Annotated in this window: 11 protein-coding genes; 9 read left to right on the plus strand and 2 right to left on the minus strand. The window is 71.5% G+C overall.

Annotation, left to right across the window (positions count from 1 at the left end; genetic code table 11):
• Positions 1–2: 2 nt before the first annotated feature.
• The 3 genes from OG729_RS35335 to OG729_RS35345 all read left to right on the plus strand — a co-directional run bounded on the left by OG729_RS35335 (position 3) and on the right by OG729_RS35345 (position 5,593).
• On the plus strand, positions 3–2,564 hold the full coding sequence (locus tag OG729_RS35335) for a SpoIIE family protein phosphatase (protein ID WP_405810028.1): 2,562 nt from the start codon (positions 3–5) through the stop codon (positions 2,562–2,564).
• 17 nt (positions 2,565–2,581) lie between these two features.
• Positions 2,582–4,987 (plus strand): SpoIIE family protein phosphatase, encoded by a 2,406-nt coding sequence (locus tag OG729_RS35340; protein ID WP_405811391.1) that lies wholly within the window; start codon positions 2,582–2,584, stop codon positions 4,985–4,987.
• Positions 4,988–5,119: 132 nt separating this feature from the next.
• Entirely contained in the window at positions 5,120–5,593 is a 474-nt protein-coding gene (locus OG729_RS35345; RefSeq protein ID WP_360884909.1) for an SPW repeat protein, read from the plus strand.
• 121 nt (positions 5,594–5,714) lie between these two features.
• On the opposite strand, the gene OG729_RS35350 is transcribed toward OG729_RS35345, so the two are convergent.
• Positions 5,715–6,152, minus strand: coding sequence for a MarR family winged helix-turn-helix transcriptional regulator (locus OG729_RS35350; protein WP_405810029.1), 438 nt, complete (start codon positions 6,150–6,152; stop codon positions 5,715–5,717).
• A gap of 150 nt (positions 6,153–6,302) precedes the next feature.
• Here OG729_RS35350 and OG729_RS35355 point away from each other — a divergent pair, with 150 nt between their 5' ends.
• The 6 genes from OG729_RS35355 to pcaD are packed head-to-tail and all read left to right on the plus strand — an operon-like array spanning position 6,303 to position 11,380.
• Positions 6,303–7,124, plus strand: a complete 822-nt coding sequence (locus tag OG729_RS35355; RefSeq protein ID WP_405810030.1) for a CoA transferase subunit A — start codon at positions 6,303–6,305, stop codon at positions 7,122–7,124.
• Positions 7,121–7,909, plus strand: a complete 789-nt coding sequence (locus tag OG729_RS35360) for a CoA-transferase subunit beta (RefSeq protein WP_405810031.1) — start codon at positions 7,121–7,123, stop codon at positions 7,907–7,909. Before OG729_RS35355 ends, OG729_RS35360 begins: the two co-directional genes overlap by 4 nt.
• Before the next feature lie 4 nt (positions 7,910–7,913).
• A complete protein-coding gene (gene pcaH, locus OG729_RS35365) occupies positions 7,914–8,684 on the plus strand; it encodes a protocatechuate 3,4-dioxygenase subunit beta (RefSeq protein WP_405810033.1) in 771 nt (256 codons plus the stop codon).
• A complete protein-coding gene (gene pcaG / locus OG729_RS35370; RefSeq protein WP_405810034.1) occupies positions 8,681–9,241 on the plus strand; it encodes a protocatechuate 3,4-dioxygenase subunit alpha in 561 nt (186 codons plus the stop codon). The genes pcaH and pcaG overlap by 4 nt, the downstream gene beginning before the upstream one ends.
• On the plus strand, positions 9,228–10,598 hold the full coding sequence (gene pcaB, locus OG729_RS35375) for a 3-carboxy-cis,cis-muconate cycloisomerase (protein ID WP_405810036.1): 1,371 nt from the start codon (positions 9,228–9,230) through the stop codon (positions 10,596–10,598). Before pcaG ends, pcaB begins: the two co-directional genes overlap by 14 nt.
• Complete coding sequence (gene pcaD, locus OG729_RS35380) at positions 10,595–11,380, plus strand: 3-oxoadipate enol-lactonase (RefSeq protein ID WP_405810037.1); 786 nt, start codon at positions 10,595–10,597, stop codon at positions 11,378–11,380. Before pcaB ends, pcaD begins: the two co-directional genes overlap by 4 nt.
• 84 nt (positions 11,381–11,464) lie before the next feature.
• On the opposite strand, the gene OG729_RS35385 is transcribed toward pcaD, so the two are convergent.
• On the minus strand, positions 11,465–12,160 hold the full coding sequence (locus tag OG729_RS35385) for a type 1 glutamine amidotransferase domain-containing protein (RefSeq protein ID WP_360877769.1): 696 nt from the start codon (positions 12,158–12,160) through the stop codon (positions 11,465–11,467).
• Positions 12,161–12,227: the final 67 nt, after the last annotated feature.

Below are 12,227 nucleotides of genomic sequence, written 5' to 3' on the forward strand. Positions count from 1 at the left end.
AGATGCGAGGCACTGCCACCGGGGAGCATGCTGGCTGTGTGACCTGGTACCGCGCGGCCGGGCAATCGCCGCTGACCGAGAGCGGGGCGATGCCTGAGAGACCGACGCCCGAGAGACCAAGGGGCATCGACCGAGTTCCGGACGAATTGACCCTGGTGCTCGCGCAGACCACCGTAAGGGCGATCGAAGCGGTCGGCGGATACGCCGGCGGCGTCTATCTGCGCTCCAGTACGCAGGGACTGCTGCGGCTGGCCGTGCTGGCCGGGCTGCCCGGACGGCTGTTCCGGCCCTGGTGGCGTATGCATGTGAACCGGCCGTTCCCGGTGGCCGAGGCCCACCGTTCGGGACAGGCCATCCACCTTGCGGACGCCGAAGCGGCCACGCGGCGGTTCCCGCAGCTCATGGCGGGGCTGCCGTTCCCCTTCGGCTCGCTGTACGCGCCGGTCGTCAGCGGCCGCGAGAAGTTCGGCGTGCTGGTGGTGCTCCGTGCGGCCACGCCCGGTACCCCGGTGAGCCAGGCCGACCGGCTGCGGCTGCACAATGCCGCCAAGTGGCTCGGTGCCGCCCTCGCCCGACTGGCCGACGACGATGCGACCGTCGAGTGGGACGGCGAACCGGTGCCCGTTCAGGTGCCCGCCGTCACCACGACGCCGGTGCAGGTCGGCAACTTCGAATGGGATCTCGACAGCGGCGTCGTCAACGCCGACGACGAGCTGTACGGGATTCTCGGCGCCGATCCGGCGACCGGCGACGGCGTCTTCGAAGCACTGGCCAAGCGGCTGGCGCCGGAGGACGTGCACGGCCTGTGGATCGTGGCCCGCCAGGCGGCCGAGTCGGGCAGGCCGACCTCGCGCAGAATGCGGCTGCAAGGCCACGACGGCAAGCCGCATCTGCTGGAGTTCTCCTGGTGTGCGGACCGGCACGGCGGCGGCCCGGGCACCAAACTGACCGGCATTCTGGTGGACCTCGGCACCGGGCCGATCGCCAGTGAGGCGATCGACCGGATCCCACGGGGCCTCTTCTCGCTCGACCGGCTCGGGCGGATCACCTACGTCAACCCCAGCGCGGAGACCCGCCTCGGCCGCCCGCACGATGAGCTGGTCGGGCGGGTCCTGTGGGAGGTCGTGCCGTGGTTCGGCAACGACGCCTACGAGGAGCACTACCGCGCCGCCCTGATCGCCAGCGACCCCGTCCACTTCCTGGCGCGTGACGGGGCTGACGACTGGCTCTCGGTCTCCCTCTACCCAGGCCACGACGGAGTGACCGCCACGCTCACTCCCGCGGAACAACCCGCGTACACGCCCGGGTCCATGGTTCTGCCCAGCACCGGACTCGGCTCCACGGCCGAACAGGCCTCTGCGCTGTACCGCCCGGTCGCCCTGGCCATCGCCCTGACCGAAGCCGTCACCGCCCGCCAGGTGTCCGCCGTGGTCACCGAGGAACTGCTGCCCGCCTTCGGCGGCCGTCAACTGGCGATCTACCTGCTGACCGAGAGACACCTCTATCTGGCCTGGGAGACCGGCTTTCCGCAGGGCTTCCTCTCCCCCTTCGACGGCGTGGGGCTCGACGCCCGGCTGCCCGGCGTCGAGACGCTCACCTCCGGCCGCCCCATCTTCTTCGAGTCCATGGAGCGCCTGGCCGAGGCCTATCCGGGCATCCCCCTGGATGCCAATGTCGGCGCCAGGGCCTTCCTGCCGCTGATCGCCTCCGGACGCCCGGTCGGCACCTGCATCCTCGGTTTCGACCAGCCGCGCGACTTCAGCGCCGAGGAGCGCACGGTGCTCACCGCCCTGGCCGGACTCATCGCGCAGGCTCTTGAGCGGGCTCAGCGGTACGACACCGAGGCCGCCCTCGCCCGCGGGCTGCAGGACGCCCTGCTGCCGCACCGGCTGCCCGTACTGCGAGACGTCGACACGGTGGGGCGCTATCTCCCCGGCACCCAGGGCATGGAGGTGGGCGGCGACTGGTACGACGTCGTCGAGACCGACCAGGGGCTGGCCCTGGTCATCGGCGACGTGCAGGGACACGGTGTCTCCGCCGCAGCCACGATGGGGCAACTGCGCAGCGCCGTACGCGCCTTCGCGCTCAGCGGGCACGATCCGCAGGAGGTGATGAGCGGCACCAACGGGCTGCTCATCGACCTCGATCCCGGCCAGTTCGCCAGCTGCTGTTACGTCGTCCTCGACCCGGCGACCGGGTCCACACAGGCCGTGCGGGCCGGGCACCCGCAGCCCCTGCTGCGGCACCCCGACGGCAGGACCGAGGTACTCGACCTCCCCGGCGGCGTCGTGCTCGGCGTCGACGTGAAGGCGGCGTACCCCGTCACCGAACTGCTCCTGGAGCCCGGCGCGGTGCTCGCCCTGTACACCGACGGACTGGTGGAGGAGTCGGGAGTGGACATCGACCTCGGCATCGAGCGGCTGCGCAGCACGCTCGAAGCCGAGGTCGGCTCGTCCTCGCTCGCCGAGACCGCGGATCACCTCATCCGAAAGGCCACACAGGCCCCGGACCGGCCGGATGACATCGCGCTGCTCCTGGCAGCCCGGTGGGCGGAGGCCTCATGAAGCACCGGGCAGCTGCCATGAGCGCGCTGAACGCCCTCGGGGAAAACGGCCTGCGCGGCCCGCTGGATGTCACCCGCGCAGCCGCGGCCGTGCTGGACGCCGACGACACGATCGTCGGCTGGGGTCCGAAGGCGCAGGGGCTGCTGGGATACCCGCCCGAGGAAGTGCTCGGGCGCCCGGTCGACAGCCTTGTGGTCGACGATACGGGAGGGCAGCACGCGGTCGTGGAGCATGCCGGCACCAGCACACTCCATATGCGGCACCGGGACGGCCGCGCCGTCCGGGTGGTCGCCGCGGTGCTCTCCGTGTCCCACGACCGAGCCGGCCCCGCCCGGCTGCTGGCGATCGCCGATGCGGACGAGACCGACCAATGGGAGGCGCAGCAGTCGATGCTCCGTGGGCTGGCCACCGAGTCACCCGTCGGTCTTGCCATCTATGACACGGATCTGCGCGTGGTCTGGACGAACGCCGCCCTCTACGAGGAGATGGGCAACTCGCAGTATCTGGGCCTTGGCCCGGACGAGATGGTGACCCACGGCGAGGTCCTGTCCGCGCGGTATCCGCCGACGCTGGAGGCGATGATGCGACAGGTGCTCGCCACCGGTGAGCCCGTCATCGAACTCCACTACCGTGGCCGCCCGCCCGTGGACCCCGACCGCGACCATGTCTGGTCGTGCTCGTACTACCGACTGCAAAACGCCAGAGGCGTCACGCTGGGAGTGTGCGAGGAGACGGTGGAGATCACCGACCGCTATCTCGCGCAGCAGCGGCTGGATCTGCTCGTACGCGCGGGCGCACACGTCGGCACGACCCTGGACATGGCCCGCACGGCGCGCGAGCTCTCCGTGGTCGCCGTCCCGCAGTTCGCCGACGCGGTCACGGTCGACCTTCTGGAGGACGTCCTGGAAGGGGACCAGCCGCCGTTGGGCAAAGTGTGGACTGGAAGCCTGATCCGCGTGGGGGGAGGGCCCGGCACCATGGAGACACGGCCTGGGGAAACACCGCCCGCGGAGCGGGAGCGGATCGACTACCGACCGGACTCGCCCCAGGCACGCAGTCTGACCCTGGGCAAGCCGGTGCTGGAACATCCGACGAACGAGCGGGGTGAGGAGCTCCCGGGCTCGCGGCTCGTCGTCCCGCTGCGGGCCGAGGGCGCCACGCTCGGCATCGTCACCTTCACGCGGGACCACCACCACGACCCGTTCGACGTCGGCGAGCTGGCGGTGGCCGACGAGCTCGCCGCCCGGACCGCCGTATGCATCGACAACGCCCGCCGCTTCACGCGGGAGCACACGGCCGCACTGATGCTGCAGCGCAGTCTGCTGCCGCAGAATCTGCCGAGGCTGAGCGGACTCGAGCTTGCGTACCGCTATCTGCCCGCGGACGTCATGGCGGGGGTCGGCGGCGACTGGTTCGACGTGATCCCCCTGTCGGGCATGCGGGTGGGTCTTGTCGTGGGGGACGTGGTCGGACACGGCCTGCGCGCCGCAGCCACCATGGGCCGGCTGCGGACCAGCGTCCGAGTGCTGGCCCAGCTGGATCTGCCCCCCGAGGAACTGCTCTCGCACCTGGACGACCTGATCGGGCAGCCCGCAGACGAGGGGGCTGCCGCCCCGCTCGAGCGCGATACGCCACCCCACGACGAGGCGCTCGGGGTGACCTGTCTGTACGCCGTCTACGACCCGGTGACCGGGCGGTGCCGGATGGCGCGCGCCGGGCATCTCCTCCCTGCCGTCGTCAACCCCGCGACCGGCGCGGTCACCTTCCCCCAGCTTCCTGCGGGCCCGCCGCTGGGTCTGGGCGGCCTGCCCTTCGAGGGCGCGGAACTGGAACTGCCGGAGGGCAGCCTCATCGCGCTGTTCACGGACGGCCTGGTCCGGGCGCGGGGCGACCGGGACCTCGACGCCAAGCTGGACGAATTGCGCGCCGTGCTCAGCGAGCACAGCCGCCCGCTGGAGGAGCTGTGCGACCGGGCCGTGGCGAAGCTGCTGCCGGGGACCGTGGACGACGATGCCGCGCTGCTTCTCGTACGCACGCAAACCCTGGGAGACCACCAGGTGGCCGTGTGGGAGCTGTCCCCCGATCCGGAGGAGGTCGGCCGTGCGCGGGACATGGTCACCGAGCAGGCCGTCGACTGGGGCCTGGAGGACGACCTCGTCTTCACCACACAGCTGGTGGTGAGCGAGCTCGTCACCAATGCCTTGCGTTACGCCGCCGGACCGATCCAGTTGCGGCTCATCCGCGATCGGACGCTGATCTGCGAAGTCTCCGACACCGGACACACCTCACCGCATCTGCGGCATGCCGGAAGCGACGACGAGGGCGGCCGCGGGCTCTTCCTCATAGCGCAGTTCACCCAGCGGTGGGGCACGCGCCATACGCCCGCAGGCAAGACCATTTGGGCCGAGCAGACGCTCCCCTGAGCCGGGCGCCGGACCGCCCGGGGAGCAACTGCGGAAGGTGCTTGTGCGCCGCCTGTTGACTGGCATGCCCAGGCAAGCGTTATATCAGAGATAAAGGGCACATAAAGGCTTCTGAATAGGAGGCGGCCCGCAATGACCACCCACCCCAGCATCGAGCAACATCCCGATCTGGCCGAGATGCGCTCCCGGTTCGAACGGGCGACCACCACCCCCCGTGCCCAGGCGATCGAGGCGCTGGCCCTGCTGACGGGCCTGTACCTCGCCGCCTCGCCCTGGATCGTCGGGTTCAACGGCCTCAGCACGCTGGCCGTGTGCAACCTCATCACCGGCGCCGCCTACTGCCTGTGCATGGGAGGGTTCGGCTCGGCCTATGAGCGGACCCACGCCATGGCCTGGTGCGCCATTGCCATCGGAGCATGGACGATCGTCGCTCCGTGGGTTGTGGCAGGCAACGTCGACACCACCCGAACGATCGTCAGCAACGTCATCGTGGGCGCCGTGGCCCTGCTGCTCGGCCTGGCGATGGCCGCCATGGACGTCCGCCGCGGCACCCCCATGCTCGCCCGCGGGCGTCGTGGGGACACGAACCTGGACCCGATGCGCTGACGCGCCGGCCCGAAGGAAGGCTTCGATCACTGAGAGGTGGTGGGGTGCGATGTCCGCACCCCACCGTCGCGCGTGGGCACCGTTGAGTGGATGCCGCCGCGCGTGGCTGCAGGAGGGCGCGTCAGGCGCGCAGTTCCTCCGCCGCGTCGGCGACCCGCGCGATCAGCCGCAGCAGCACCTCCTGCTCACTGTCGTCGAGCGGGGAGAGAAAGACCCGGTTCATCCGGGCGGTACGGGTCATCAGCTTGCGGTGCAGCCGCGCGCCTTCGTCCGTCAGCTCCAGGACATTGCGCCGGCCGTCCAGCGGATCGCGCACCCGCTCGATCAGTCCGCGCCTGGCGAGGCGGGCGACCACATCGGCGATGGTGGAGCGGTCGAGGCGGACATGCTCGCCGACCGTGCGCTGATCGACACCGGGCTTCTCGACCAGGGTGTTGAGCACGGCGAACTGGGGCGAGGTGGTCTCCTCGGAGACCATCGCGCCCCACAACAGGGAGTGTGCCTGCTGGAGCCGGCGGGCGAGATGCCCGGGATGGGTGCTCAGATCGACCGCGGCCATGCGGCTGCCCCTTCGCTGGTGCCCTCTGGTGTGTAGTCGCCGGTAGGTGCACTGACCATTGACGCTCCGGCAACTGCGTGGAAGTGTACGGGCTCGTCGCACAATTTAATCAGTACACTGAGCATTATTCGACGGTACTACGGAGTAACGATGGCTGACATCCGCAGTCTGCACGACGCCGTGGCGGACCTCATCCACGACGGGGACACCGTCGCCATGGAGGGCTTCACCCACCTGATCCCGTACGCCGCCGCGCACGAGATCATCCGCCAGGGCACCACCGACCTCACCCTCGTCCGGATGACCCCCGACGTCATCTACGACCAGCTCATCGGCGCCGGACTGGTGAAGAAGCTGGTCTTCTCCTGGGGCGGCAACCCCGGCGTCGGCTCGCTGCACCGCTTCCGCGACGCCGTCGAGAACGGCTGGCCGCGCCCGCTGGAGCTGGACGAACACAGCCACGCCGGCATGGCCAACCGCTATGTCGCGGGCGCGTCCAAGCTGCCTTTCGCCGTGCTGCGCGGCTACCGCGGCTCCGGCCTGGCAACCCGCACGGACACGGTCTCCACCGTTGTCTGTCCCTTCACCGGGGAGGAGCTCGCGGCGGTCGCCGCCCTCAACCCCGATGTCACGGTCATCCACGCCCAGCAGGCCGACCGCGCGGGCAATGTCCAGCTGTGGGGCCTGACCGGAGTCCAGAAGGAGGCCGCGCTCGCCGCGGACCGGCTCCTCGTCACCGTCGAGGAGATCGTCGAGGAGCTCTGGCCGCGGCCGGGCGGCGTCGTCCTGCCGACCTGGGTCATCGACGCGGTCGCGCTGGTGCCGGGCGGCGCCCACCCCTCGTACGCCGCCGGGTACTCGGTGCGCGACAACGGCTTCTACCAGGCCTGGGACACGATCGCGCGGGACCGCGACACCTTCACCCGGTGGATCGACACGCACGTACGGACCCAAGGGGCGCTCGCCCGATGACCACGAAGGACGACTTCGACCACGACCGCGCCTTCACGCGCGACGAGCTGATGGAGGTCAACGCGGCCCGCGCGCTGGCCGACGCCAGGACCTGCTTCGTCGGCATCGGACTGCCCTCCACCGCCGCCAACCTCGCCCGCAACACCATCAATCCGGACCTCGTCCTGATCTACGAGTCCGGCGCCATCGGCTCCAAGCCGACCAGGCTGCCGCTCTCCATCGGTGACGGCGAACTCGCCGAGACCGCCGACGCGGTGGTGCCGGTGCCCGAGATGTTCAACTACTGGCTCCAGGGCGGCCGTATCGACGTCGGCTTCCTCGGAGCGGCCCAGGTCGACCGTTTCGCCAACATCAATACGACGGTGGTGGACCGCGGCCCCGGCCGGCCCGAGAGCCGGCTTCCCGGCGCGGGAGGCGCCCCCGAGATCGCCGCGAACTGTGGAGAGGTGTTGCTGGTGCTGCGCCACTCCACCCGTAACTTCGTGTCGAAACTCGACTTCGTCACCACCCTCGGTCACGGCTCGGCGCCCGGCGACCGGGCCGCGCTCGGCATGCGGGGCGCGGGCCCCGTCGCCGTCATCACCGACCTCGGAGTGCTCCGTCCCGAGCCGGCGACCGCCGAACTGGTCCTCACCGAGCTCCACCCCGGTGTCACGGTCGAGCAGGTACGGGACGCCACCGGCTGGGAGTTGAAGACCGCCGGCACCATCACCGCCACCGAGCCGCCCACCGCCGCCGAACTGACCGCGCTGCGCGCGCTCAAGGCCGCCGGGAAGGACGCCTGACCCCATGGCACTCACCCAGTCCGACATTGACCTTGAACTCGCCGAGAAACAACGGGAGTACGAGAGGTCACTCGCCGACGGCAGCAGGGCCGCCGTCCATCCGCCGCGCGACTTCGCCCCGTACCGCAGCAGCGTTCTGCGCCACCCCAAACTGCCGCTCGTGGCCGTCAAACCAGACCCGGAGACCGTCGAACTGCACACCCCCGTCTTCGGCGCCACCGATGTCACCGAGATCGACGGGGACCTCACCCGGCAGCACGCCGGCGAGCCGCTTGGTGAGCGGATCACCGTCTCCGGAAAGCTGCTGGACAGCCGGGGCCGCCCGGTGCGTGGTCAGCTCATCGAGCTCTGGCAGGCCAATGCCTCGGGCCGCTACGCGCATCTGCGCGATCAGCACCCGGCCCCGCTCGACCCCAACTTCACCGGCGTCGGGCGGGTGCTGACCGGCGACGACGGCTCGTACAGCTTCACCACCGTCAAGCCGGGCGCCTACCCCTGGCGGAACCACACGAACGCCTGGCGGCCCGCACACATCCACTTCTCGTTCTTCGGGACGGCCTTCACACAGCGCCTCGTCACACAGATGTACTTCCCGGGCGACCCGCTCTTCGCGTACGACCCGATTCTGCGCTCCGTCACCGACCAGCAGGCGCGCGAACGGCTCGTCGCCCGCTACGACCCCTCGCTCTCCCGGCCCGAGTGGTCGCTCGGCTACCACTGGGACATCGTCCTCGACGGTCCGTGTGCCACCTGGATCGAGGACGGCCGCTCATGAGCCTGCTCCCCACTCCCTCACACACCGTCGGGCCCTACTACGGGTACGCGCTGCCGTTCCCCGGGGGCGGCGACATCGCTCCCGCCGGGCACCCCGACACGATCACGCTCCACGGCCATGTGTACGACGGCGCCGGTGCCCCGATACCCGACGCCGTCCTGGAGTTCTGGCAGGCCGATCCCGAAGGGTCGCTCGCCGGAGCGCCGGGATCGATGCGGCGCGACCCGGTCACCGGCGGCTTCCTCGGCCGCAACGGCGTGGACTTCACCGGCTTCGGCCGGGTGCCGACGGACCCCGACGGGCACTTCACCGTCCGTACGCTCCCACCCGGTGGACCTGCCGGCGCCCCCTACATCAGCGTCTGCGTGTTCGCGCGCGGCCTGACGCACCATCTGTTCACCCGGGCCTACCTCCCCGGCGGCGAGGACCCGCTGCTTGCGTCGCTGGCGCCGGACCGTCGCGCGACGCTGCTGGCGACGGCCGAGGGACACCGGACCTTCCGCTTCGACATCCGCCTGCAGGGCGAGGGGGAGACGGTGTTCCTTGTCTTCGACTGATGCCGCGGACGCGGCCGACGTGGGGCTGCTGGCCCCCGTACGGGCCGGTTCGCCTGCCGAGCGGGCCACCGGTGACCGCGCCTTCCTCCAGGCGATGCTCGACGCCGAGGCGGCACTGACGCGGGCCTGGGCGACGCTCGGCCCGGCCCCCGCGCAGGCGGCCGAGGCGGTGGCCGCGATGGCGCGGGCGGAGCGGTACGACCCCCGGGACCTGGCGCTGCGCGCCCGGGCGGGCGCCAATCCGGTGATACCGCTGGTCGCTGACCTGACCGCGGCGGTGGGTGCCGAGGCCGCGCCGTATGTCCATCGCGGCGCGACCAGCCAGGACATCGTGGACACGGCGATGATGCTGATCGCGGCCCGCACGCTGCCGGGCGTGCTGGCCGACCTGACCCGTACGGCGGCCGCGCTCGCCGCGCTGGCGGCGGAACACCGGGAAACACCGATGCCCGGCCGCACGCTCACCCAGCACGCGGTGCCGACGACCTTCGGCTTGAAGGCGGCGGGCTGGCGCCACCTCGTACTGGACGCGGGCGACCGGCTGTCGGCGGTGCGGCTCCCGGCCCAACTGGGCGGTGCGGCGGGCACCTTGGCGGCCTTCGCGGACGACGGGATCGCGCTGGTCGCGGCCTTCGCCGCGGAGACAGGCCTCGTCGAGCCGCTGCTGCCCTGGCACACCCTGCGCACGCCCGTCGCCGATCTCGGATGGGCGCTCGCGTTCACCTGCGGCGCGCTCGGGAAGCTCGCTGCCGATGTGCTCGTGCTCTCCCGTACCGAGATCGCAGAGGTCGCCGAGGGCAGCGGCGGCGGCTCGTCCGCGATGCCGCACAAGGCCAATCCCGTACGCGCAACGCTGATCGCGGCCGCTGCCCGCCAGGCTCCGGCGCTCGCAGCCGTACTGCTCGGCTCGCTCGCCGCCGAGGACGAGCGGCCGGCCGGGGCCTGGCACGCGGAGTGGCAACCACTGCGCGAACTGCTGCGGCTGGCGGGCGGGGCGGCTCGTGAAGCGGTCGAACTCGCCGAAGGGCTAAGGGTGTTCCCGCAGCGGATGCGGGAGGGGCTTGACCTCACCGACGGTCTGATCGTCAGTGAGCGGATCGCGGCGGTTCTCGCTCCCTACGTCGGCACCGCTCGCGCCAAGCAGGTGGTCGGCGAAGCCGCCAGGCACGTCGCCACCGGGGCCGTCAGCCTCGCCGACGTGTTCGCCCAGGATCCCGGGCTTGCCGCTCTGCTGCCGAAGGCGCAGCTCGCCGGCCTCACCGATCCCACCGGCTACCCGGGCGCGGCCACCGCGCTCACCGATCGCGCCCTGCGACGACGCGAATCGGCTGCAACGAAAGCCGAGGAACCGACATGAGCCGCACGCGGCCCCTGCTCCACCACACGGTTGAGGGCTCCGGCACACCCCTGATCCTCGGCCCGTCACTCGGCACCTCGCTCGCCGTGTGGGATCCGCAGCTCCCGGCACTCGCCGGCCGGCACCGCGTGATCCGCTACGACCTGCCGGGCCACGGCGGGTCCCCGGCCGGTCTGCTGCCGGACGACGGGACGGCCACCGTGGCCGCGCTCGCCGACGCCGTGCTTGGCCTTGCGGACCACCTCGGCCTGGGGACCTTCGCCTACGCGGGTATCTCGCTCGGCGGCGCCGTCGGACTGCACCTGGCCGTGCACCACCCTCAGCGGCTGGCCTCGCTCGCCGTGGTCTGCTCCTCGGCGGTCTTCGACGACGCCGCGGCCTGGGCCGCGCGTGCCGCGCTGGTACGGGCCGAGGGCACCGGAGCCCTGGTCGCGAGCCGCACCGGGGTCTGGTTCTCGGCGGCCTTCGCGAACACCTCGCCGCGCGCCGCCGCGCTCATCGAGGACCTGCGGGCCACGGACCCGGCGGGGTACGCCGCCTGCTGCGACGCGATCGCCCCGTACGACCTGCGGGGCGAGCTGTCATCGGTCACCGTCCCGACGCTGGTGGTGGCGGGCCGTGACGATCCGGTGACTCCGCCCGCGCACGCCCGTGAGATCGCCGATGCCGTCCCGGGTTCGAGCCTGCTCGAGGTCGCAGGGGCGGCGCATCTCGCGGGCGTCGAGCAGCCGGAGGCCGTCACCGCCGCGCTGGTCACGCACTTCGGCCGGCTGCGGCCATGAGGTGGAACCGGCCGTGAGGTGGAACCGGCCATGAGGCGGAACCGGCGATGCCTGTGCGGGCCGGGCTGCCCAACGGCCTGAGCGTCAGCCCAGCGCCTTGAGGATGTCGGCGGCCAGCGGGGCGGACGAGGACGGATTCTGGCCGGTGTGGAGGTTGCGGTCGGTGACCAGGTGAGGAGCCCACGGCTCGCCCTCCTGGAAGTCCGCGCCGATCTCCACGAGCCGGTCCTGGAGCAGCCACTTCGCCTTGTCCGCGAGGCCCGCCTGGGTCTCCTCGGCGTTGGTGAAGCCGGTCAGCCGGTAGCCCGCGAACGGTGATGTGCCGTCCTCGCGCCGCGCGGCGAGCAGCGCGGCCGGGCCGTGGCAGACCACGCCGAGCGGCTTGCCGGAGTCCAGGGCCGCGGTCAGCAGGGCGCCGGAGCGGGCGTCGACCGCCAGGTCCTCCATCGGACCGTGCCCGCCGGGGTAGAACACCGCCGCGTAATCGGCGAGGTCGACGTCCTCCAGCTTGAGCGGCTCCTTCAGGACGGCGAGCTCCGCCAGGGCTGCGGTCACGGCGGCGGCGCCGTCCGGGCCGCCGTTCACCTCGGGGGCCAGGCTCGCGCTGTCCACGGTGGGGACGACGCCGCCGGGCGTGGCGACGACGACCTCGTGGCCCGCCGCGGTGAAGGTCCGGTACGGCGCCACGGCCTCCTCCGCCCAGAACCCGGTGGGGTGCCGCGTGCCGTCCGCGAGCGTCCAGTGGTCCACTCCGGTCAGTACGAACAGGATCTTCGCCATCTCACATCTCCGCTGTGCGTGACTTCTCGTTGATGTATCCGAATCTAGGTCTCAGTTCCATTCGAAT

It is taken from the genome of Streptomyces sp. NBC_00210 (assembly GCF_045160975.1).
In the GTDB taxonomy this organism is placed as follows: domain Bacteria; phylum Actinomycetota; class Actinomycetes; order Streptomycetales; family Streptomycetaceae; genus Streptomyces.